Source organism: Streptacidiphilus jeojiensis (genome assembly GCF_042510965.1).
Lineage (GTDB): Bacteria > Actinomycetota > Actinomycetes > Streptomycetales > Streptomycetaceae > Streptacidiphilus > Streptacidiphilus jeojiensis.
The window spans coordinates 1-22,954 of sequence record NZ_JBEUKS010000020.1 but is presented as its reverse complement, the minus strand read 5'-3'; the positions used below and the strand labels follow the sequence as shown (position 1 = coordinate 22,954).

General features: G+C 72.2%; 21 protein-coding genes. 16 read left to right on the top strand and 5 right to left on the bottom strand.

Going from position 1 to position 22,954, the window contains the following annotated elements:
* Positions 1–57: 57 nt before the first annotated feature.
* The 4 genes from ABUW04_RS36990 to ABUW04_RS36975 form a co-directional block, all read right to left on the bottom strand.
* A complete protein-coding gene (locus tag ABUW04_RS36990; protein WP_063757399.1) occupies positions 58–762 on the bottom strand; it encodes a hypothetical protein in 705 nt (234 codons plus the stop codon).
* A 24-nt stretch (positions 763–786) separates the two neighbouring features.
* Positions 787–1,566, bottom strand: a complete 780-nt coding sequence (locus tag ABUW04_RS36985) for an ABC transporter permease (protein ID WP_380568728.1) — start codon at positions 1,564–1,566, stop codon at positions 787–789.
* Complete coding sequence (locus ABUW04_RS36980; protein ID WP_380568727.1) at positions 1,563–2,573, bottom strand: ABC transporter ATP-binding protein; 1,011 nt, start codon at positions 2,571–2,573, stop codon at positions 1,563–1,565. The genes ABUW04_RS36985 and ABUW04_RS36980 overlap by 4 nt, the downstream gene beginning before the upstream one ends.
* Before the next feature lie 146 nt (positions 2,574–2,719).
* The gene (locus ABUW04_RS36975) at positions 2,720–3,910 is read right to left on the bottom strand and encodes an NYN domain-containing protein (protein WP_051724743.1); all 1,191 of its coding nucleotides are present in this window, start codon (positions 3,908–3,910) and stop codon (positions 2,720–2,722) included.
* A 240-nt stretch (positions 3,911–4,150) separates the two neighbouring features.
* Here ABUW04_RS36975 and ABUW04_RS36970 point away from each other — a divergent pair, with 240 nt between their 5' ends.
* On the top strand, positions 4,151–4,909 hold the full coding sequence (locus tag ABUW04_RS36970; protein ID WP_380568726.1) for a hypothetical protein: 759 nt from the start codon (positions 4,151–4,153) through the stop codon (positions 4,907–4,909).
* A 10-nt stretch (positions 4,910–4,919) separates the two neighbouring features.
* Here ABUW04_RS36970 and ABUW04_RS36965 read toward each other — a convergent pair whose 3' ends face one another.
* Positions 4,920–5,642, bottom strand: coding sequence for an LON peptidase substrate-binding domain-containing protein (locus tag ABUW04_RS36965; protein WP_030248334.1), 723 nt, complete (start codon positions 5,640–5,642; stop codon positions 4,920–4,922).
* 128 nt (positions 5,643–5,770) lie between these two features.
* Here ABUW04_RS36965 and hisD point away from each other — a divergent pair, with 128 nt between their 5' ends.
* From hisD to ABUW04_RS36890, 15 genes are all read left to right on the top strand, one after another.
* On the top strand, positions 5,771–7,078 hold the full coding sequence (gene hisD, locus ABUW04_RS36960) for a histidinol dehydrogenase (protein WP_380568725.1): 1,308 nt from the start codon (positions 5,771–5,773) through the stop codon (positions 7,076–7,078).
* Positions 7,075–8,187 carry a histidinol-phosphate transaminase gene (locus ABUW04_RS36955; RefSeq protein ID WP_380568724.1) on the top strand — a complete coding sequence of 371 codons (1,113 nt, stop codon included), beginning with the start codon at positions 7,075–7,077 and terminating at the stop codon, positions 8,185–8,187. Before hisD ends, ABUW04_RS36955 begins: the two co-directional genes overlap by 4 nt.
* A gap of 6 nt (positions 8,188–8,193) precedes the next feature.
* Complete coding sequence (hisB, locus tag ABUW04_RS36950) at positions 8,194–8,787, top strand: imidazoleglycerol-phosphate dehydratase HisB (RefSeq protein ID WP_030248331.1); 594 nt, start codon at positions 8,194–8,196, stop codon at positions 8,785–8,787.
* 2 nt (positions 8,788–8,789) lie between these two features.
* Entirely contained in the window at positions 8,790–8,942 is a 153-nt protein-coding gene (locus ABUW04_RS36945) for a hypothetical protein (protein WP_030248330.1), read from the top strand.
* Positions 8,943–8,986: 44 nt separating this feature from the next.
* Positions 8,987–9,619: an imidazole glycerol phosphate synthase subunit HisH gene (gene hisH, locus ABUW04_RS36940; protein WP_030248328.1), complete on the top strand. Its 633-nt coding sequence runs from the start codon at positions 8,987–8,989 to the stop codon at positions 9,617–9,619.
* The gene (priA, locus tag ABUW04_RS36935) at positions 9,616–10,365 is read left to right on the top strand and encodes a bifunctional 1-(5-phosphoribosyl)-5-((5-phosphoribosylamino)methylideneamino)imidazole-4-carboxamide isomerase/phosphoribosylanthranilate isomerase PriA (protein ID WP_380568723.1); all 750 of its coding nucleotides are present in this window, start codon (positions 9,616–9,618) and stop codon (positions 10,363–10,365) included. Before hisH ends, priA begins: the two co-directional genes overlap by 4 nt.
* A gap of 42 nt (positions 10,366–10,407) precedes the next feature.
* On the top strand, positions 10,408–10,809 hold the full coding sequence (locus tag ABUW04_RS36930) for a RidA family protein (RefSeq protein WP_030248326.1): 402 nt from the start codon (positions 10,408–10,410) through the stop codon (positions 10,807–10,809).
* Between the two features lie 2 nt (positions 10,810–10,811).
* Positions 10,812–11,582 (top strand): imidazole glycerol phosphate synthase subunit HisF, encoded by a 771-nt coding sequence (hisF, locus tag ABUW04_RS36925; RefSeq protein WP_030248325.1) that lies wholly within the window; start codon positions 10,812–10,814, stop codon positions 11,580–11,582.
* A 237-nt stretch (positions 11,583–11,819) separates the two neighbouring features.
* Entirely contained in the window at positions 11,820–12,227 is a 408-nt protein-coding gene (locus ABUW04_RS36920) for a hypothetical protein (protein WP_380568722.1), read from the top strand.
* The gene (pstC, locus tag ABUW04_RS36915; protein WP_380568721.1) at positions 12,224–13,249 is read left to right on the top strand and encodes a phosphate ABC transporter permease subunit PstC; all 1,026 of its coding nucleotides are present in this window, start codon (positions 12,224–12,226) and stop codon (positions 13,247–13,249) included. Before ABUW04_RS36920 ends, pstC begins: the two co-directional genes overlap by 4 nt.
* Entirely contained in the window at positions 13,246–16,113 is a 2,868-nt protein-coding gene (gene pstA / locus ABUW04_RS36910) for a phosphate ABC transporter permease PstA (RefSeq protein ID WP_380568720.1), read from the top strand. Before pstC ends, pstA begins: the two co-directional genes overlap by 4 nt.
* Positions 16,110–18,929: a hypothetical protein gene (locus ABUW04_RS36905; protein ID WP_380568719.1), complete on the top strand. Its 2,820-nt coding sequence runs from the start codon at positions 16,110–16,112 to the stop codon at positions 18,927–18,929. Before pstA ends, ABUW04_RS36905 begins: the two co-directional genes overlap by 4 nt.
* A gap of 104 nt (positions 18,930–19,033) precedes the next feature.
* The gene (locus tag ABUW04_RS36900; RefSeq protein WP_380568718.1) at positions 19,034–20,020 is read left to right on the top strand and encodes a hypothetical protein; all 987 of its coding nucleotides are present in this window, start codon (positions 19,034–19,036) and stop codon (positions 20,018–20,020) included.
* Positions 20,021–20,081: 61 nt separating this feature from the next.
* On the top strand, positions 20,082–21,677 hold the full coding sequence (locus ABUW04_RS36895) for an Ig-like domain repeat protein (RefSeq protein WP_380568717.1): 1,596 nt from the start codon (positions 20,082–20,084) through the stop codon (positions 21,675–21,677).
* A gap of 106 nt (positions 21,678–21,783) precedes the next feature.
* Positions 21,784–22,954 (top strand): WxL protein peptidoglycan domain-containing protein (locus ABUW04_RS36890; RefSeq protein WP_380568716.1); only part of this gene is annotated, 1,171 nt, incomplete at its 3' end.

Below are 22,954 nucleotides of genomic sequence, written 5' to 3'. Positions count from 1 at the left end.
TTGGGGCGCTCCTCGGGCAAGGGGGCGAGTGCGGGAAGCCTCTACCCTAGCGCGCCCTCACGGCGTGTCGGGACGGTCCTGCGCAGGTGTCTGCCAGACCACCGGCGGGGCTTGGGGCTTGGGGGTGAAGAGGGCGGTGAGACCGATGAGGACGACCATGGCCGCGGCCGGCCAGGTGAGCAGGACGCCCTTGGCGGTGAGCTTCAGCGGGCCGTAGAAGGTCGATCCGGTGGGCACCGACTTGGCGGTGGCGATGACGTTCCCGCCGGGGCCGAGCGCGGTGCCGAGCTTCATCGCGATGTACCCGCCGAGCAGTCCGCCGGCGACCAGCCCGAGGGCGACGGTCACCCCGCCCTGGCGACGGCGGCTGAGCCAGTAGGCGACCGCGCCCGCCAGCAGGCCGGCGCAGCCACCGATGATGGCGAAGGTCCCGTCGGCGCCGATCGCCTGCTCGCCCTCGGGGTCCTTGAGGTAGACCGCGGAGCTGTCCGCGTACAGCGGCACCTTGGGGGCCAGCCAGTGCCAGAGGAAACCGGCCAGCACGCCGAGCAGGGCGGAGCCCGCCAGCAGCAGGACGGCGATGAGCGCCTCGGTCCGGACGCTGCGCTGCGGCTTCCCGGCCGGGGCCGGTACCGGCGGGTACTCCGGCGGCGGTGCCTGGGCCGCCCCGGCCTGCGGCGCCGGTGCCTGGGCGGGGGTGTCCGCCGGGGACTCCTGGGCCGGGTCCTCGTGCGGGTTGTGAGAGGTGTCGGGTGCGGTCACCGCGTCATCGTCGCACGTGCGTGCTCAGGCACGGGTGGCGGCACGGCGGTAGGCCCAGGCGGCCAGCGCCAGCGACAGCACGCCCACCGCCGCGCACACCGCCAGGTCGAGTGCGACCGCCGTCCAGTCCGGGTGCGTCGCGAAGGTACGGGCCAGTGCCTCGACGCCGTAGGTGGACGGCAGCAGGTCCCTGACCCAGCGGATCACCGTGGGCATGTGGCTCGGCGGCAGCACCCCGAGCAGCAGCGCAGCCGACATGCCGAGCTGGCCCAGCAGTGTCGCGATCTCCTGACGGTTCGCCAGCAGCCCGCAGGCCGCGCCGATCCCGGACAGCGCGGCGCCCGACAGCGGCACCACCAGCGCCAGCACCCACAGGTGCACCCAGCTGAGCTGGAACAGCGCGCAGCCCACGGCGGCGGTGACCACCGTCCCCGGCACCGTGAACGAGGCGTACGCGGCAGCGGTGCCGAGCACCACCGAGGCGGCCGGGACCGGCAGCGTGGCGTAGTGGTCCAGGCTGCCGGTGGCGCGCAGCCGGCCGAAGTACTGGGCCAGCAGGTTGAGCGCCACGAAGGCGACCACCAGCACGGTCGAACCGGCCACCACGTCCTGGGCCGCCTCGGCGTCGGCGGACCCGGTGGTCACCACGCCGCGCATCATCACCATGATCCCCAGGGACTGAAAGGTGGCGACGAACAGCAGCGGGATCCTGGCCACCCGGGCCCGGGAGAGCTGGGCCCGGTAGACCGCGCCGAGGGCGGGGAAGAGGCGTGCCCGGGGTGCGGGCAGTACGGCCGCGCTCACTTGACCAGTCCTTCGTGTCGGCCGCCGAGCAGCAGGTACACGTCCTCGAGGCTGGGGGTGGCGAGCGAGAAGTCGTCGAGTGCGGCGAAGGCGGGTCCGCCGGTGATCTGCGCGACCAGGTCGCGGGCCTCGTCGGGGCTGCTGCGGACGGTCCAGCGGCGGCCGTTGACGGCTGCGCGCGGTGCGAGTGCGGCGACCAGCGGCAGGTGCAGCGGGGGCTCCTCGCGCCAGACCAGGTCCAGCCGGACGTCCCCGTCCACCAGCGCCTTCAGCCCCCCGGGCGTGTCGCAGGCGATGACCCGGCCCTCGTCGACCACCGCGACCCGGTCCAGCACCGTCTCGGCCTCGATGACGTTGTGGGTGACCAGCAGCACGGTGGTCCCGCTGGCGGCGCGGCGGCGGTCCACGGCGGCCCAGACGGCGCGGCGGGCCACCGGGTCCATGCCGGTGGTCGGCTCGTCCAGGACCAGCAGCGGGCGCTCGCCGACCAATGTGGTGGCGAAGCAGGCGAGGCGGCGCTGGCCGCCGGAGAGCTTGGCCAGCGGGCGGTGGGCCAGGGGTTCCAGGGCGAGCTCGGCGAGCACCGCGTCGCGCTCGGCGGCCGCGGCGGGGCGGGAGAGGCCGCGGAGCCGGGCGGTGGTCTCCACCGCGAGGGACACGGTCAGCTCGTCCAGCGCGGTGGACTCCTGCCCCAGGTAGGCCAGCAGCCGGGAGGCGCGGTCGGGGTGGCGCACGATGTCGTGGCCCAGCACCTCGATCCGGCCCCGGTCCGGCCGGAGCAGCCCGGTGAGCTGGCGGACCAGGGTGGACTTCCCGGCGCCGTTGGGCCCGAGCAGCCCGAAGACCTCGCCCCGGCGGATCTCCAGCGAGATGTCGCTGTTGGCGAGGACGGTCTTCGCCTTGGCACCGCGGCCGGTGCGGTAGGCCTTGGTCAGGCCGGTCACCTTGCAACAGTTCTCCGCGGGCGGCGCGGGGGCCGGGGGTGCGGGGGTTGCCTGGGTGTTCACGGTGCCCGACTTTAGCGGGTCGGCGCTGTCGCGGTTCCGGTGGGTTTGCCGGGCTCGCGTCGGAGGGGGGCTTGTCGCGCAGTTCCCCGCGCCCCTGCAGGGGCGCGGGGAACTGCGCGAACAGAAACCATCCGCGACGGCAACGGTCAGCTGTCGACCGTCACCGCCTCCCCACCCGGCACTCGCGCAGCGAGCTCTCGCCAGAACCCCGCGCGGATCGCATAGCGGTCGTGCTCGTCGATCTGGTCGTCCTTGTGTGCGAGCAGCCCGAACCTCGCCGCGTAGCGCAGCAGCTCGCCGTCCACCCGGTGCGGGATCCGGGGGTAGTCCGGCCACAGCACGGTGAGCCGTGCGGGATCGCCGAGCCGGTCGGTCCAGCGCCGGGCGAACACCTGGCCGACCTCGGTGGGGTCGCCGCCGACCGCGGTGATGTCCTCCTCGCGGTCGGCCCACTTCTGCTCGGCCGTGGTGAGCTGGGCCAGGGTGGGGATCAGGTCCGCCGGGCCGTTTCCCTCGCCGGGGCGGTCCACCATGCCGCGCTCGGAGGACCAGCGCAGCAGCGAGGGCGCGGGCGGCGGCGCGGACGCCGACCGCGATGCGCCGAGCCCCGCGGCGATCTCCTTGGGGGTGGGGACCTTGGGCGTGGCCGGCGGGGACGGGCGCGCGGAGACCGTCGCCGAGGCGGTGACCAGTTCCTCCGGGGTGTCCGGGACCGCGGCCGGCTGCGGGGCGGAGAGGATCTTGGCGAACTCCGGACGGGGGTCAGCGGTGACCGCGGGAATCACCACCTCCCGCAGCTGGACCGAGCGGGTGATCCACTCCCGGTCCAGCACCCGCCGCTCGTCGGCCTCGGCCACCAGGTCCTCGGACTGGTTGAAGTCGCCGTCGGCGGCCTGGACCGCCCACAGGTGCACGGCCACCCCGTAGTCCTTGGCCGCGGTCATCCCCGGCAGCAGGTCGCCGTCGCCGGTCACCAGCACCACGTCCGCGCAGGCGCGGTTGCGGGCCAGTTCGGACAGTTCGGCGTGCATCGCCGCGTCCACGCCCTTCTGCACCATCCGGCCCTCGGCCCGGGTCAGCGCCCCGAGCCGGACGGTGACCCTGGGCATCACCCGCAGCCGCCGGTGCTCCGGCATCGGACGGCGGTCCGGCGCCGCGTCGAACCAGTAGATGCGCAGCAGCGGCAGCCCGGTCTCGGCCTCGGCGCGTTCGCGCAGCTGTCCGATCAGTTCATTCTGGTCGACGGTGATCCGTGAGCGTGAACTCTCGCCGGCCAGCAGGCTGGCTGCGGCCCCCAGCAGGTATCCGGCGTCCACAAGGACGACACAGCGATCCACGTCCAACACCTGCTTTCGTCTGCCGAGCGTTTCTCAGGCCGGCCGGTGTTCGGGGGTGGAACTGGTCGGAGTGCCCGGCCGCGCCCCGAAAAAGAAATTGGAGAACAGGCCCATACCCCACCGGAACGCAGCGTATCCAAGTGCGGGGACACACCGGAGGGGACACGCGCACATTGCCCCTGTGCACAATGGCCGCCGGTGCAGAATGGGCGATGGAGACGTGAACGGTGCAGGGAGATCATGCGTAGACGGTCGGTCCTGCTGCTGGTGTCCGGCGCGCTCGCGGTCGCCGGGGTGCTGGTGCCCTCGCTGGCGATCAAGCAGTCGCACGGGGACACCAGGATCACCGGCGTGGTGGTGAACGGTGGACAGCCGATCGTGCTGGGACCCACCGGCAGGGTCGACTTCGGCTTCAGCATCACCGCCGAGGACAACTCCGGGATCAGCTCGGTGGACGGCGTCGGCCTGTGGGGTTCCGACTACGGCGCGCTGCGTTCCTCGGCGGTCCACTGCACCGCGCGGTCGGCGACGGTGTCGGTGTGCACCGGCACCTCCTCGGTGGACATCGCGGCGCAGCAGATCTTCGACAGCATGGCCGGCACCTGGTACGTCCAGGCCACCGCGCACGGGCGGGACGGCGACCGGCGCACCGAGACCAAGGCGGGCAGCTTCGCCATCCTCAAGGCGGGCCGGCTCAGCAGCTTCGGCGCGCCGCAGACGGCCGCGCCGGGCGCGACGATCTCCATCAGCGGGCTGCTGGAGCGGCCCGAGTGGAAGACCCAGCAGTGGGTGCCCAGCCCGGACCAGCCGGTCCGGCTGGAGTTCTGCGCCAAGGGCTGCACCGCCCCGGAGACCGTGGCCACCGTCAGCTCCGACAGCGAGGGCCAGTTCACCGCGAAGGTGCGGGTGGACCGCACCGGGACCTACACCTGGTCCTACCCCGGAAAGGACTGGGCCGAGCCGGTGTCCTCGTACGGGGTCCAGGTGACGGTGCGCTGACGCCTCCGCCTCAGTTGGGGTTGAAGGCCTGGCGGGTGAGCTCCACGGCCGGCAGCGACGGCAGCTTCGCCAGCACCGCGGTCTCCTGGCGCAGCAGCGCCAGCTCGGCGGTCAGCCGCTCGCTGGCCGAGCCGGCCCCGAGCAGCCGCTGCTTGTCCGCGGTGTCCAGCACCGAGGCCGCCGCCACCAGGTAGGACAGCACCATCGGGTCGTCGGGGAGCTCCTGCAGCCCGGTCACCGTGCTCTCCCGGGCGCCGGCCAGCCGCTTCTGGTAGGTGCGGAACAGCCGCTCGACGGCCTGCCCGAGCACCGACGCCTCCGGGCCGACCACCTCGGGCAGCCGTTCGACCTCGGCGGTGAGGTAGGGGCCGGAGGCGTCGAAGTCCAGCACCGTGAACCGGGTGGTGCCGGTCGCGATCAGGTCGTAGCCGCCGTCCTCGCGGGTCTCGGCCGAGGCGATCTCGGCGACGCAGCCCAGGTCGTACAGGGCCCGCGCCGGGTCCGGGCCGAAGCCGGCCAGTGCCTGGCCGCCGGGGTCGGTGCCCGGTTCCAGCCCGGTCGGCGCGGTCTCCCGGCCGGCCCGGATGCCGACCACGCCGAAGCGGTGCGGCTCCGGCCCCGCCAGCAGGTCCGCCATGAGACGGCGGTAGCGCTCCTCAAAGACGTTCAGGGGCAGCACCAGGCCGGGATAGAGCACTGTGCCCAAGGGGAAGAGGGGGAGCCGTTCCGTCACGAGCGCAAGAGTACTCAGGTGGCGGGGTCCCGCCGTACCGCTTCGCGCCCGCGGTCGGGCCGCGCCACGCCGTCCCAAGTCGTGATATGCGCAAACGGTCGTTGCCGGGGCTCCGTAGACTGGCCTGTGTGATTTCGCGAATCGACCTCCGAGGTTCCATCGACGACCCGCGCGCCGTACTGCCGCGCGCCGAGCTCGACGTCGAGGCCGCGCTTGAGAAGGTGCGGCCCATCTGCGAGGACGTGCGCCATCGGGGCGTCGAGGCGCTGATCGAGATCACGGAGCGTTTCGACGGGGTACGGCTCACCGACATCCGCGTGCCGCAGGCGGCCGTCGCCGCCGCGCTGGAGCAGCTCGACCCCGACATCAGGGCCGCGCTGGAGGAGTCCATCCGCCGGGTCCGGATCGTGCACCGCGAGCAGCGCCGCACCGACCACACCACCACCGTGGTCCCCGGCGGCACGGTCACCGAGCGCTGGGTGCCGGTCGACCGGGTCGGCCTCTACGTCCCGGGCGGCCTGGCGCCGCTGGCCTCGTCCGTGGTGATGAACGTGGTACCGGCGCAGGAGGCCGGTGTGCCCAGCCTGGCGCTGGCCTCGCCGCCGCAGAAGGAGCACGGCGGCCTGCCGCACCCCACCATCCTGGCCGCCTGCGCGCTGCTCGGCGTGGACGAGGTGTACGCGGTCGGCGGCGCCCAGGCGGTCGCGATGTTCGCCTACGGCGCGGGGGAGTGCCGCCAGGTCGACCTGGTGACCGGCCCCGGCAACATCTTCGTCGCGGCGGCCAAGCGGCTGCTCAAGGGCCGGATCGGGATCGACGCCGAGGCCGGCACCACCGAGATCGCGATCCTGGCCGACGACACCGCCGACGCCCGGCACGTCGCCGCCGACCTGATCAGCCAGGCCGAGCACGACCCCAACGCCGCGTCGGTGCTGGTCACCGACTCGCTCGCGCTGGCCGACGCGGTGGAGACCGAGCTGAAGTCCCAGGTCGCCGCCACCCGGCACGAGGCCCGGGTGCGCCAGGCGCTGTCCGGGAAGCAGTCCGGGATCATCCTGGTGGACTCGCTGGAGCAGGGCCTGGAGGTGGTCAACGCCTACGCGGCCGAGCACCTGGAGATCCAGACCGCGGACGCCCCCGCGGTCGCGGCCCGGGTCCGCAACGCCGGCGCGGTCTTCGTCGGCGCCTTCTCCCCGGTGTCGCTGGGCGACTACGCGGCCGGGTCCAACCACGTCCTGCCCACCGGCGGCTGCGCCTGCCACTCCTCGGGCCTGAGCGTGCAGTCCTTCCTGCGTGGGATCCACGTCGTGGACTACTCCCGGGAGGCGCTGGCCGGGGTCGCCAAGCACGTGGTGACCTTCGCCGACGCCGAGGACCTGCCCGGCCACGGCGACGCCGTGCGCGCTCGTTTCGATTGGACGGTTCCCGACGCATGAGCTCGATCCGCATGACCATCGACGACCTGCCGATCCGGGACGAGCTCAAGGGCAAGTCGCCCTACGGGGCACCGCAGTTGGACGTCCCGGTGCTGCTGAACACCAATGAGAACCCGTACCCGCTGCCGGAGGCCCTGGTCGCCAGGATCGCGGAGCGGGTGGCCGAGGCCGCCCGGAACCTCAACCGCTACCCGGACCGGGACGCGGTGGAGCTGCGCGAGGGCCTGGCCGCGTACCTGACGAAGTCCACCGGCTTCCCGGTGGCCCGGGAGAACGTCTGGGCGGCCAACGGCTCCAACGAGGTGCTGCAGCAGCTGCTGCAGACCTTCGGCGGCCCGGGGCGCACCGCGCTGGGCTTCGCGCCGACCTACCAGATGCACGACCTGATCGCCCGGGGCACCGGCACCCACTGGACCCAGGGCCCGCGCGACGACGACTTCACCATCGACCTGGACGTCGCCCTCGCCGCGATCGCGGTGCAGCGCCCCGACGTGCTGTTCGTCTGCTCGCCGAACAACCCCACCGGCACCGCCGTCCCGCGCGAGACCGTGCTGGCGCTCTACGAGGCCGCGCAGGCGGTCAAGCCGACGCTGGTGGTGGTCGACGAGGCCTACATCGAGTTCTCGCACCAGCCCTCGCTGCTGCCGCTGATCGAGGGCCGCCCGCTGCTGGTGGTCACCCGGACCATGTCCAAGGCCTTCGGCGCCGCCGGGCTGCGGCTCGGCTACCTGGCCGCCGACCCGGCCGTGGTGGACGCGGTGCAGCTGGTCCGGCTGCCCTACCACCTGTCCTCGGTCACCCAGGCCACCGCGCTGGCGGCACTGGAGTTCACCGACACCCTGCTGGGCTACGTCGAGCGGCTCAAGGCCGAGCGCGACCGCATCGTCACCGAGCTGCGCGCGATGGGCCTGGAGGTCACCGACTCGGACGCCAACTTCGTGCAGTTCGGCGAGTTCGCCGACACCCACGCGGTCTGGCAGGCGATCCTCGCCCAGGGCGTGCTGGTCCGCGACAACGGGGTCCCCGGCCGGCTCCGGGTCACCGCCGGCACCCCCGACGAGAACAACGCCTTCCTCGACGCCGTACGCGCTGCAATCAAGGAGCTTTGACCACACATGTCCCGGATCGGGCGCGTCGAGCGCACCACCAAGGAGACCTCCGTCAAGGTCGAGATCGACCTCGACGGACGCGGGAAGACCGACATCAGCACCGGGGTCGGCTTCTACGACCACATGCTGGACCAGCTCGGCCGGCACGGTCTGTTCGACCTCACCGTCAAGACCGACGGCGACCTGCACATCGACACCCACCACACCATCGAGGACACCGCCCTGGCCCTCGGCGCCGCCTTCAAGCAGGCGCTGGGCGACAAGGTCGGCATCTACCGCTTCGGCAACTGCACCGTGCCGCTGGACGAGTCGCTGGCCCAGGTCACCGTGGACCTCTCCGGCCGTCCCTACCTGGTGCACACCGAGCCGGAGGGCATGGCGCCCATGATCGGCGCCTACGACACCACCATGACCCGGCACATCCTGGAGTCCTTCGTGGCCCAGGCGCAGATCGCGCTGCACGTCCACGTACCGTATGGACGCAATGCCCATCACATTGTCGAGTGCCAGTTCAAGGCGCTCGCCCGGGCGCTGCGGTACGCCAGCGAGCTGGACCCGCGCGCGGCCGGGATCCTCCCCTCGACCAAGGGCGCGCTGTAGCCATGAGTACCTCGACCATCGTCTTCGTCTTCCTCGGCCTGTTCCTGCTCGGCGGGGCCTACTCGTTCTGGAAGCAGAAGCTTCCCAAGGGCGTGGTCCTGCTGCTCGTCCTCGGCTCGGGCATGTGCCTGGCCACCGGGCTGATGCGGATCTAGGCCGTGCGCCCCCACCGGCGGAATCCACAGAAAGGCTGGCCCTGATGGCCAAGCGCGTGGTCGTCCTCGACTACGGTTCGGGCAACCTCCGCTCCGCCCAGCGCGCCCTGGAGCGCGTCGGCGCCGAGGCCGAGGTGACCTCGGACTTCGACACCGCACTGAACGCGGACGGACTGCTGGTCCCCGGCGTCGGCGCGTTCGCGGCCTGCATGGACGGGCTGAAGGCGGTCCGCGGCGAGCGGATCATCGGGCGGCGGCTGGCCGGCGGCCGGCCGGTGCTGGGCATCTGCGTGGGCATGCAGATCCTGTTCGCCCGCGGCGTCGAGCACGGCATCGAGACCGAGGGCTGCGACGAGTGGCCCGGCACGGTCGAACCGCTGCAGGCCCCGATCGTCCCGCACATGGGCTGGAACACCGTCAAGGCGCCGGAGCAGAGCGCGCTCTTCGCCGGCCTGGACAGCGACGCCCGCTACTACTTCGTGCACTCCTACGCGGTCCGCAGCTGGGAGCTGCCGCCCATCGAGCAGCTGCGCCCGCCGCTGGTCACCTGGGCCGAGCACGGCGAGCCGTTCGTCGCCGCCGTGGAGAACGGGCCGCTGTCCGCGACCCAGTTCCACCCCGAGAAGTCCGGCGACGCCGGAGCCACCCTGCTGAAGAACTGGATCGCCACGCTGTGACCGCTACAGACCGCCTCGTCCTCCTCCCCGCCGTGGACGTCCGCGACGGTCAGGCCGTGCGCCTGGTCAAGGGCGCCTCGGGCTCCGAGACCTCCTACGGCGAGCCGCTGGCCGCCGCCCTGGCCTGGCAGAGCGCCGGCGCCGAGTGGATCCACCTGGTGGACCTGGACGCCGCCTTCGGCACCGGCGACAACCGCGCCCTGCTGGCCGAGGTCACCGGCCGACTGGACGTCAGGGTCGAGCTGTCCGGCGGCATCCGCGACGACGACTCGCTGCGGGCCGCGCTGGCCACCGGCTGCGCCCGGGTCAACCTCGGCACCGCCGCGCTGGAGTCCCCGGAGTGGGTGGCCAAGGCCATCGCCGAGTACGGCGACCGGATCGCGGTCGGTCTGGACGTGGTCGGCACCACCCTGCGCGGCCGCGGCTGGACCAGCGAGGGCGGCGACCTCTACGAGGCGCTGGCCCGCCTGGACGCCGAGGGCTGCGCCCGCTACGTGGTCACCGACGTCGACAAGGACGGCACCCTCACCGGTCCCAACCTGGAGCTGCTGCGCAACGTCTGCGCCGCCACCGACCGCGCGGTGGTCGCCTCCGGCGGGGTGTCCTCGCTGCAGGACCTGCGCGACATCGCCGGGCTGATCGGTTCCGCAGCCGGCGGTCACAGGGGCGTCGAGGGCGCGATCGTCGGCAAGGCCCTCTACGCTCAGGCATTCACCCTCGAAGAGGCACTGGCCGCAGTGTCCTGAGGGACCGTCGAGTCCAGCCAGCACCAGGGAGATGAGCCCGTCATGACGGATTTTCCGACGGTTCGAATGAACGGCAACGGCCCTTGGGAGGAGCAGTTCGGCTTCTCGCGGGCCGTCGCGGCGGGTGACTTCGTGTTCGTCTCCGGCTGCACGGCCTGGGACGACGGCCGGGTCCTGTTCGAGGGCTCGCCCGCCGAGCAGGCCAGGGCCGCCTTCGGGGTGGCCGTGGCCTCGCTGGCCCGGTACGGGCTCGGCGCCGCCGACGTGGTGCGGACCAGGATGTACGTCACCCACGCCCGCGACGTCGAGGACGTGGGCCGGGTCCACAAGGAACTCTTCGGTGCTGTGCGGCCGGCCGCCACCATCGTTGTCGTCAGTGCCCTGCTCGACTCCCGGATGGCCGTGGAGGTCGAGGTCGAGGCGTACCGAAGGAAGGCCCAGTAGCGATGACCCTCGCCGTTCGTGTGATCCCCTGCCTGGACGTCGACGCCGGGCGGGTGGTCAAGGGCGTCAACTTCCAGAACCTGCGCGACGCCGGCGACCCGGTGGAGATGGCCAAGCTCTACGACGCCGAGGGCGCCGACGAGCTCACCTTCCTGGACATCACCGCGTCCTCGGGGGACCGGGCGACCACCTACGACGTGGTGCGCCGCACCGCCGAGCAGGTCTTCATCCCGCTCACCGTCGGCGGCGGGGTGCGCGAGGTCGAGGACGTGAACCGGCTGCTGCGGGCCGGCGCGGACAAGGTCGGCGTCAACACCGCCGCCATCGCCAGGCCGGAGCTGCTCCGGGAGATCGCCGAGCGCTTCGGCCGGCAGGTGCTGGTGCTGTCCATCGACGCCCGCAGGGTGCACGAGGGCACGGTGACTGCCTCCGGCTTCGAGGTCACCACCCACGGCGGCCGCCGCGGCACCGGGATCGACGCGGTGGAGTGGGCCGAGCGCGCGGCGGAGCTGGGCGCGGGCGAGATCCTGCTCAACTCCATGGACGCGGACGGCACCAAGGACGGCTACGACCTGGAACTGCTCCGCGCGGTGCGCAAGGTGGTCGGCGTCCCGGTGATCGCCAGCGGCGGTGCCGGCCGGCTGGCGGACTTCGCCCCGGCGGTGGCGGCGGGGGCCGACGCGGTGCTGGCCGCCAGCGTGTTCCACTTCGGTGACCTGCGCATCGGCGAGGTCAAGCAGTCGCTGCGGGAGGCCGGGCACCCGGTTCGCTGACGAACAGTCAAAGTAGGTCAAATCAGCTGATAAGAGGCCGTGGTTCATCCACGGCCTCTTGTAATGTGCAAGCCCCTCCACACTTCCCTGACAACCTCCATCCCTCTCATTTACCTGCCTCATGTCTGGCGTTCTCCTTGCAGATCCTGTGTAGCTGCTTGGAAACAGGACCGTCTCTCTCGGCCAGTGGCGGATCCGCCCTGGGGTGCGTGTGGGCAGGACCCGAGGGAGCACGTCATGGGGCAGGCACGTTTTCTCATCGTCACAAGACCGGTGTCGCCGTCCGTCCCGGCCGGCGAGTTCGCAGCCGGGGCACGCACGGTCTGGCGCCTGCTCGGGCCCAACAACCGCGAGTTGGGGCGCGGAGCCGCCGGCTTCGACACCCCGGAGCGCTGCCTGGAGGCGGTGCTGCGACTGCGGGCCGACGCCCACCGCGCCGTGGTGGCGGCGCTGCGGATCCAGCCCGGGGCGATGTGGGCCTGGCGGCTGAGCGTCGACGACCTGCCGGTGGCCGTCTCCGGGCGGGCCTACCGTCGGCAGCGTGAGTGCCAGTACAACCTGACGCAGTTCATCGATGCCGTGCCGCTGGCCGAACTGCCGCGCCGGAAGCCGGAGTTCGCCGAGGCCAAGGCGGTCCGCCGATGAGCGCGGCCACCGGGCTGCGTCCCGCGGCCGACCCGGAGGGGACCGGCGACCGGCCGCGCCGGCTCAGCACCAACGCCGGGCTCGGCGACCGGCTCTTCGCGCTGGGCGCCCGCTCCAGCGGGGTGGTGGTGCTGCTGATCATGCTGGCCGTCGGCGGCTTCCTGGCCAGCCAGGCCACCCAGGCGCTGCGGGTGGCGGGCTGGTCCTTCCTCACCGTCCAGCACTGGAACCCGGGCGGGCACCGCGGCCAGTTCGGCATCGCCGCGGTACTCGTCGGCACCCTGCTGATCGGCGCCCTGGCGGTGCTGGTCGCGGTGCCGCTGGCGCTCGGGATGGCGCTGTACATCTCCGAGTACGCGCCGGCCGGGGTCAAGCGGACGATGATCACGCTGGTCGACCTGATGGCGGCGGTCCCGAGCGTGGTCTACGGGCTGTGGGGGTTCTTCTTCCTGGAGCACCGGATGACCGGCCTGGCCCGCTGGATCTCCACTTGGTTCGGCTGGATCCCGCTGTTCAAGGTGGACGGCGCCGATCCGCACGACCCGCTGGCGCCGGTGCCCGCCTACACCTCCTCGACCTTCATCGCCGGAACCGTGGTCGCGCTGATGATCACCCCGATCATGTGCTCGGTGATGCGTGAGGTGTTCGGCCAGGCCCCGGCCGGCGAGCGGGAGGCCGCCTACGCCCTCGGCTCCACCCGCTGGGGAATGATCCGCTCGGTGGTCCTGCCGTACGGACGGGGCGGGATCATCGGCGGCACCATGCTCGGCCTGGGCCGTGCCCTGGGCGAGACGATCACCGTCTACATGATCATCTCCATGGTCTTCACCATCCAGCCGCACATCCTGCAGAGCGGCGCCAGCACGGTCGCCGCCCTGATCGCCCTGCACTTCGGGGATTCCACCCCGTTCGGACTGTCCGCGCTGATGGCCGCCGGACTGGTCCTGTTCCTGATGACCCTGGTAGTGAACTTCGCCGCCTCGGCCGTCGTCGCCCGCAGCCGCTCCGGAGCAAGCACATGAGCCACACCGTCCCGGCCGCCACCGCGGTTGCCGCCACCACCACCGTGGTGGTGGCGCCCCCGCCGGACGGCACCGACGAGGTCCGCAGACGCCCCGGGGGCGCCCGGGCCAGTGACCGTTTCGCGCTGGTCGGCGCGCTGGCCGGCGGTGTCGGTGCCACCGTGCTGCTGTTCCGGTACCTGCTGCCGCTGAACGGGCCGCTCGGCTTCGTGGTCTGCTCCTGGCTGTGCTTCCTGGGCCTGTACGCGCTGCTGGTCGCCCAGGACGAGAACGGCCTGGCGGTACGGGACCGGCTGGCGACCGTGGTGGTGCACAGCCTGGCGGCGCTGGTGGTGATCGCCCTGGCCTTCACCGTCGGCTACACCCTCTACCAGGGCAAGGACGCGCTGCCGCACGGCAACTTCTACACCCAGGACATGTCCGAGGCGGACTCGCTGACCCCGCTGGTGGTCGGTGGCGTCAAGCACGCGCTGGTGGGCTCACTGGAGCAGATCGGCATCGCCCTGGCGATCACCGTGCCGCTCGGGGTGAGCTGCGCGGTCTTCCTCTCCGAGGTCCCCGGCCGGCTGGCGCGCTTCGTCCGCACCGTGGTCGAGGCGATGACGGCGCTCCCCTCGGTGGTCGCCGGCCTCTTCGTCTACGTGGTGGTGGTGAGCGTGGTGCACTGGCAGCAGTGCGGGCTCGCCGCCGGATGCGCGCTGTCGGTGATGATGCTGCCGATCATCATCAGGGCCGGCGACGTGGTGCTGCGGCTGGTGCCGGCATCGCTGAAGGAGGCCTCCTTCGCGCTGGGCGCCGGGCGGCTGCGGACCGTGTGGCAGGTGGTGCTGCCGACCGCGCGCTCCGGGCTGACCACGGCCGTCATCCTCGGCACCGCGCGCGGCATCGGGGAGACCTCGCCGGTCCTGCTGACCTCCGGCTACAACAAGGCCTTCAACGGTGACCCGTTGCACAACCCGCAGGTCTCACTGCCGCTGCTGGTCTTCACCCTGGTGCGGCTGCCGTCCAAGTGGCAGATCAGCCGGGGGTTCGGCGCGGCCGCGGTACTGATGCTGCTGGTCCTGGCACTGTTCCTGACGGCCCGTCTGATCGGTGGACGGGCGCCGGGAGAGCTGAGCCGGCGTCAGCAGAAGCGCAGGGCAGGGGCGTCGGCCCGGATCGCGACGCGCTATGCCCGACGGGCCGGAGCGGTCGCGGCGTCCCTGGCCCTGATCGCGGTGGGAGTGCTGTGGGGCGGCACGCCCCGGGCGTCGGCCGCGGCACCGTACGTCTCCATCGACGGCGCCGGCTCCACCTGGAGCAGCAACGCGATGGACGCCTGGACCACCAACGTCAAGCAGTACGGGATGACGGTCAACTTCAACGCCACCGGCTCCTCCGACGGCCGCACCAAGTTCAAGAACGGCACCAACGACTTCGACGTGTCCGAGATCCCCTACGGGATAACCGACGACGGCGTCTACGAGGCGCCCCCGTCCCGGCACTTCGCCTATATGCCGATCGTGGCCGGCGGTACCTCGTTCATGTACAACCTGAAGATCGACGGGCACCGGGTGACCACGCTGCGGCTGTCCCCGGACACCATCGCGAAGATCTTCACCGGTGTCATCACCAAGTGGAACGACCCCGTCATCGCGGCTGACAATCCGTCACTGACCCTGCCCGCCCGGCAGATCGTGCCGGTGGTGCGCTCCGACGGCTCCGGGACCACGGCCCAGCTCACCACCTGGCTGAGCAAGAAGGAGACCGGCCTCTGGAACGCCTACTGCGTCAAGGCCGGACGCAGCTCGCCGTGCGGGGTCACCTCCTTCTACCCGTTGGTCAACGGTCAGGGCTTCCAGTCGCTGGGCAGCTCGCAGAGCGTCTCCGGCTTCGTGGCCCAGGACAACAACGAGGGCTCCATCACCTACGTCGAGTACTCCTACGCGGTGCTGACCGGCTACCCGGTGGCGAAGATGCTCAATGTGGCCGGCTACTACGACGGCCCCACCGCGGCGAACGTGGCCGTGGCGCTGACCAAGGCGCAGATCAACTCGGACCTGACGCAGAACCTGGACCAGGTCTACGACAACCCGGACCCGCGCACCTATCCGCTGTCCAGCTACAGCTACATGATCCTTCCCACGGCGGTGGAGGACAAGTTCACCACCGCGAAGGGCAACACCCTCAGCGCCTTCGCCTACTACTTCCTCTGCCAGGGGCAGCAGAACGCCGACCGGCTCGGCTACTCGCCGCTGCCGATCAACCTGGTGAAGGCGGCGCTGATCCAGGTCAAGAAGATCCCCGGGGCCGAGGCCAACACGGTGAACATCGCCGGCTGCCACAACCCGACCTTCTCCACCGACGGCACCAACACCCTGGCCAGGACCGCTCCCTATCCGCCCGCCTCGGACAAGAAGGGCGGCAGTGGCGGGACCGGCGGGACCGGTGGCCAGACCGTCTCGCAGCAACCGGGCACCAGCGGCGGCAGCACCAGCGGCGGCACCTCGGGCGGCGGCAGCGCCACCGGTGGAACCGGCGCGGGCACGAACGGCACCGGCGGCGCGGGTTCGTCCGGGAGCGGCTCGTCCGGCGGAACCGCCGGCAGTTCGGCCTCGCAGACCGGCGGCGGCTCGACCGCGGGCTCCACCGGAGGCTCGGGCTCCGGTGATCCCGGACTGGTCGGCGGCGGGGGAAGCAGCGGAGGCGGCTCGACGAGCGGCGGCAACACCGTGCTCGCCAACCCGGTGACCATCGCGGCTAGCTCCGACGGCACCCTGCAGCATGTGCTGATGGTGGTCGCCGGGCTGCTGCTGGTCTCCATCGTGGTGCTGCCCCCGGTCCTGGCCGGTCGGGCCGCGCGCCGCCGGGGGGTCGAGCGATGAGACTGCTTCGTCGTGCGGTGCCGACCCGGGTCGCGCTCCGTTCCCGCATCCTCCGCACCGTCGCCGCGGCGGCCGTGCTGGTCACGGCGGGCCTGGGCTACGCCTCGCAGAACCTCGACCGGCCCGCCACCGGCACGGCGGCGGTGGGCAGCGCTGCGAGCCCCTCGATCCAGGTGGATCCGATGACCGGGTCCGCGGTGCCGATCGATCCCACCGCCGGGAGCGGCACCACCACGTCCGGCTCCGGAACCGCCGTGGGAGGTTCGACGGCCGGCCCGAAGGCCCCGGTGGTCAGCGCCACCGAGTCGGCGCTGCTGCCGGGCCATCCGGTGGCCGCCTCCGCTGCCGCCGTGAAGGCCGTGACCGGGTCGTCGAAGGCGGTCAGCCCGGCGGCGGTGAGCTCCGCCGAGGGCTCGGCGGTGACGGTGACCGGCAGCGGGCCCTTCGCCGGGCTCGCGGTGACGGTCGCTCAGACCGTGGACCTGGTCGACCAGGTGGTCCAGGTGACCTGGACCGGCGGCAAGCCCACCCAGCCCAACCCGACCACCTTCGCCACCGACTACCTGGAGCTGATGGAGTGCTGGGGCGACGCGGCCACCGGCCCGGACCGCACCCAGTGCGAGTACGGCGCCGACCGCGGCGACAGCCGGGGCGGTGACTACGTGGCGAGCCGTCAGCTCAACTACGGCAATCTGGTGGACCCGGCCGAGCCGCTGAAGCAGACCAAGCCCAACGTCAATGTGTACACCCCGTTCACCTCCTGGAAGGGGGTGACCGAGTCCGGCGCCGACAGCCAGTTCTTCGACGCGGGCACCACCAACGAGGTGCCCTTCGCCCCGACCCGGGCCAACGGCACCGGCCAGGTCTTCTTCGAGACCATGACCGGGATGGAGGCCGCAGGGCTGGGCTGCGGCGAGGTCGACGCCAACCAGAAGACCACGCCGACCGAGGGCCGGCAGTGCTGGCTGGTGGTGGTCCCGCGCGGGGAGACCGAGGTCGACGGCAACCCGCCGAGCGGCAACTCCGGCAAGCTGGAGTCCTCGCCGCTGTCCACCAGCAACTGGGCCCACCGCCTGGTGGTACCGCTGCACTTCGCCCCGCTCGGACTCAACTGCCCGATCGGCGCGAACGAGCAGCTCACCTTCGGCAGCGAGCTGGTGGAGGAGGCCATCGTCCGGTGGCAGCCGGTGCTGTGCCGGAAGACCACCTCGATCTTCGGCTACACGCCCAACACCGACAACTCCGCCCGGCAGGCGCTGACCGCGGGCACCGACCCCGGCCTGGAGTACATCACCGACCCGGTGCCGGTCGACTCGGTGAAGACCGGTGCCACCCCGGTGTACGCCCCGCTGACGCTGTCCGGGGTGACCATCGCCTTCGACGTGCAGAGCCAGTCCTACTCCGGCACGCCGGCGGCGACCCGGCTGCTGGACGGACAGCGGATCCCGCAGATCAAGCTGACCCCGCGGCTGGTCGCCAAACTGCTCACCCAGTCCTACCGCTACGCGGTCAACTACCAGGCCACGGACGTGCAGAGCAATCCGCTTGACCTGACCAGCGACCCGGACTTCCTGGCGCTCAACCCGGCCTTCGCCGACCTCTACTTCCCGTCCCGGATACCCGACATGCTGGTGCCCGAGGGCCAGTCGGACACCGCGAGGCACCTGTGGGCCTGGGTGCTGGCCGACCCGGACGCCAGGGCGTTCCTGTCCGGCACCAAGGATCCCTGGGGCATGGTGGTCAACCCCAACTACACCCTGGACACCCTGAACCTGCCCCGGGACGACTTCCCCAAGAAGGACCCGTTCTGCCAGCAGTTCCCCAACGACCCCGACAAGCGGCCGGCCTGGTGCACCCAGGACGCCCACCCCTACGCCCTGGACCTGCACGACGCGGCCAGGTCGGCCTCCCGCGGCGACACCCTCTCCAAGAGCATCTGGGACGCCACGGCCACCCCGCCGCAGCTGAAGAAGGGCAATCCGGAACCGCAGGGGCAGATCGGCATCCTGGCCGTCACCGACACCGCCACCGCGGCCCGCTACGGCCTGGACACCGCCGAACTGCTCAACGGCAACGGCGAGTACGTGGCGCCGACGGCGGACTCGCTGCTGGCCGGCGCTGCGGCGATGACCGAGGTGCCGGGCACCGGGGTGCTCACCGAGTCGCCCACGACCAAGGCGGCCGGCGCCTACCCGCTCACCATGGTCAGCTACGCGGCCACCGTTCCCACCCTGCTCCAGCCGGACGAAGGCGCGGCCTACGCCTCGCTGATCCGGTTCGCGGTCGGCGACGGCCAGACACCGGGGGTCGCCCCCGGCCAGCTGGGCGACGGCTATGTGCCGCTGCCGGAGAGCCTGCGGACGACGGCGCTGGCCGCGGCGCAGACCATCGTGGACGACACCCCGAAGACCACCGCGGGCAGTTCGCCGTCGAGCGCGCCGAGCACCGGCAAGGCGCACGCCTCGGCCACCGCCGGGTCCGGCGGATCGTCCGGCGGCGGGAGCACCGGCGGCAGCGGGACCGGCGGCAGCGGGACCGGCGGGAGCACCGGCGGGTCCGGCAGCAAGGGCGCCGGCGGGTCCGGCGGAACCGGCTCCGGTGGTTCCGGCGGCAGCACCGGAGCGCCGTCGCCGTCCCCCTCGCACTCCACGGTGGTGCTGGCTCCCTCGGCCACCCCGGTGGTCACCCTGGCCCGTACCGCACGGACCGACGCCGGTGCCTTCCACTACCTGCTCCTCGGCCTGCTGGCGGCCGGTGCCGCCGCCGCGCTCGCAGGCCCGCTGCTGCCCCGTTACCTGCGTCGACGCCGCAGCTGACACGTCGACTGACGCCGGGTCAGCATCTCAGACCACCATCCCGCCGACCGGAATCCCTCCGGGCCGTGATGCGCGCAGAACCGTTGAAAGGGATGCATCCCACCATGAAGAACTCGCTCAAGCTCGCCACCGCGGTCGCCGGCATCGGCCTGATGGCCTTCGGTGCCGGCACCGCGCAGGCCGACCCGTCGGGCACGCCCACCTACCGCCAGCTGGCCGGCGTCGGATCCGACACCACCCAGGGCGTCATGAACGCGATGTCCAATGCCATCACCATCAACGGCACCAAGGTGATCGGTTCCTACGACGCCACCGGCTCCGCCACCATCGCCACCCAGTCGGGGGCGGCCTGCCAGGCCGTGGCCCGTCCCAACGGCTCCGGCGCCGGCCGCACCGCCCTCCTGAACTCGCTCACCGCCGCCGACGGCTGCCTGCAGTTCAGCCGTTCCTCCAGCCTGAACACCACGGCCAGCATCCCCGGCCTGACCTACGTCCCCTACGCCATCGACGCGGTCACCTACGCGATCACGCCCAAGAGCTCGATCCCGCGCAACCTGTCGCAGGCGGACCTGCACTCCATCTACACCTGTGACCCCAACTACGTGGGCACCGCGCCGAACTACTCGATCCACGCGCTGCTGCCGCAGGCCGGATCCGGCACCCGCAGCTTCTGGGAGACCACGGTCGGCATCTCCGACACCGACGTGGTCAGCGGAAAGTACCCCTGCATCAGTGACACCAAGAACGGCAAGCCCATCGAGGAGCACGACGGCCGCGTCCTGGACGACACGTCCATCGCGCCGTTCTCCATCGCCCAGTACATCGCGCAGGAGTCGGGCACCATCACCGACCTGCGCGGCAGCGCACTGCTCGGCAACATCGACGGCACCCCGTCACTGCTGCTGAACACCGGCGCGACGGCCACCCGCGAGGTCTACAACGTGATCCCCAGCAGCAAGGTCGGCACCGCCCCGTACAGCACGGTCTTCGTCGGCGGCACCTCGCTGATCTGCCAGCAGACCTCGATCATCAAGAACTACGGCTTCGGGCTCGACGCCAACTGCGGCGACACCTCGAAGACCAGCGGCTGACGTGCTCCCGCAGTTCCGGTCCGCAAGGCTCCACCCTCCCACCGAGAAGGCGAGTCCCACCGTGTCAACTACCGTCAACCGACTGCCCAAGCGCATCGCCCTGGGCACCGCGACCCTGCTCGCGGCCGGCTCCATGGCCATGATCGCCGCACCCGCCGCGCACGCCGACGACACCGTGCTCGGCACCCTCACGGCGACCCCGGCCTCCGGGGCCGACGACGACGGCATGTCCTTCACCTCCTCCGGAGGCTGCACCGCCGGCGGTAGCCGGGTGCAGATCTCCGTCACCGGTGAGGGTTTCACCACCGCCACCAATGTGACGCCGTCCGTCGACTTCACCACGCTGCCGACCACCACGGCCGGCGGCTACGTCTTCGGCCTGGTCGACACCATGCGCCAGGACGCCCAGGAGGCCGGCATCGCCGCCCTCTCCGGCAAGTACGTGTTCACCATGGTCTGCAAGAACGCCTTCGGCGCCACCACCTTCGGCTCCTACACCGGTGCCATCTGGTTCACCACGCCGACCACCTACCAGTCCACCGACCCGGCCGGCTCCCAGGTCACCGCCACCACGACCACGCTGGCGGTCAGCCCGACCGGATCGGCCACCACCGGCAGCCAGGTCACGCTGACCGCGCAGGTCTCCCCGAGCGCCGCCGGGACCGTGCAGTTCCTGGACGGCACCACGGCGATCGGCGCCCCGGTCACGGTGACCAACGGCACCGCCACGCTCACCACCTCGGCCCTGGCCCAGGGCGCGCACCAGCTCTCGGCCGCCTTCACCTCCACCGACGCCGCCTTCGGCAGCTCCACCTCGACGGCGACCGCCTACACCGTCAGCGCCCCCGGCGCGGTGAACACCACCACCTCGCTGGCCGTGGTCCCCGGCGGCTCGGCCGCCCCCGGCACCCCGGTGGCGCTGACCGCCACGGTCGCGCCCTCGGACGCGGTCGGTTCGGTCACCTTCACCGACGCCGGCAACGGCACCACCCTCGGCACCGTCGCGCTCTCCGGCGGCAGCGCCTCACTGACCGTCAGCAGCCTGGCCGAGGGCGACCACTCGCTCACCGCCTCGTTCACGCCCACCGACTCCACCGCCTTCGCGGCCTCCACCGCGACCGCCGTGCCGTTCACGGTCACCGCTCCCACCGGTGGCGGCACCGGCGGGTCGTCGACCGGCACGGAGACCATCAACACCTCCGTGGCACCCGGCGCGCTGGCCCTCAGTGTGGCCGGCAGCCAGGTCAACCTGCCGGCGCTGGCGCTCAACACCACCAGCACCCTGTTCACCACGGCCGGTCCGATCCAGACCGTCACCGTCACCGACACCCGGGCCGGCGCCCCCGGCTGGTCGCTCAGCGGCCAGGTCGCGGACTTCGCCTCCGGCAGCAACAGCATCAACGCCGAGAACCTGGGCTGGGCGCCCAACCTGGTCAACAAGGGCGACAGCGTCAAGCTCAGCCTGGGCGGCAACGTCGCCCCGGCCGACGGCGTGTCGTCCTCGGACACCGGCGTGCTCGGCCTGAAGTCCTCCCGCACCCTGGCCAGCGCCACCGGACTGGGCACCGCCCAGCTCGGCGCCGACCTCTCCCTGGTCGCCCCCACCTCCACGGTGGCCGGCGCCTACACCGGTGTGCTGACGCTCACCGTGATGTGACACCACCTCAGCTGACCTGACGTCAGCCGCAGTCCCCTCCGCACGGCAGCCCGCCGTGCGGAGGGGGCACCGCCCCACCGCTCTCCCCGCCAGCGAAGGACGTCCGATGAGACCACGACGCACCGCACCGCACCAGCAAGGACGAGCACCCGCCCTGGTGCTGCTGCTGACGACCCTGGTCGCGGCGCTGCTCGCGCTCGGGACGGCCACCCCCGCCACGGCGGCGCCGGGCATGCCCGCCCCGCAGACCTTCGGCATCCAGCCCGCCTCGGCCAAGGGACCGGACAACCGCGGCTCCTTCAGCTACTCGGCCGGCCCCGGCGCCCAGGTCAAGGACCACGTCGAGGTCTGGAACTACGGCGACCAGCCGCTGCAGCTCAGCCTGTATGCGGCCGACGCCTTCAACACCGACACCGGCGGCTACGACGTCCTCCCGGCGGGGAAGCCCTCCAAGGACGTCGGCAGCTGGGTCCACCTGGCCACCGCGGCCGTCACGCTCCCGGCCCGGTCGCACCGCACGGTGCCGTTCACGCTGGCCGTCCCGGCCGGGGCCACCCCCGGCGACCACTCCGGCGGCATCGTGCTCTCGCTCCGGCGGATCACCAAGGACGCCAAGGGCAACGAGGTCGCCGTGGACGAGCGGGTCGGCACCCGGATCCACCTGCGGGTGCCCGGGGCGCTCCGGCCGCAGCTCACCCTGGAGGGCGTGAGCACCGTCTACCACGGCACGCTCAACCCGTTCGGCACCGGCAGCACCACCGTCGGCTACACGGTCCGCAACACCGGCAACATCCGGCTGGCCGGACACCAGGCGGTCCGGGTGCGCACCGCCACCGGGTCGATCGTCACCGCGAAGGGACCGGCGGACCTGACCGAACTGCTGCCCGGCAACAGCTCGACCTACACGGTGACCGTCTCAGGCTTCTTCCCCACCCTGTGGTCCACCGCCTCGATCACCGTCGACCCGCTCGCGGTCACCGGGGACACCGACCCCAGACTGTCCAGCAGCACCAGCCAGACCCGCTTCGCCACCGTGCCGTGGACCCTGCTGGCACTGCTGCTGCTCCTGGCCCTGTTCGGCCTGAGCCGGTACCGCCGCTACCGGCGCAGCAGGCGCGGCGCCGCCCCCGGCACCCCGCCCGGCACCGCCCCGGCGCCCGAGCCGTCACCCGCGCCCGCCGCGCCGGCCCCGGCCGGCTCCACCGCCGGCAAGGCGGCGGCCGCCGGCACCGCGCTGCTGCTGGCCCTCGGCCTCACCGCGATCGGCGGCGCCGGCG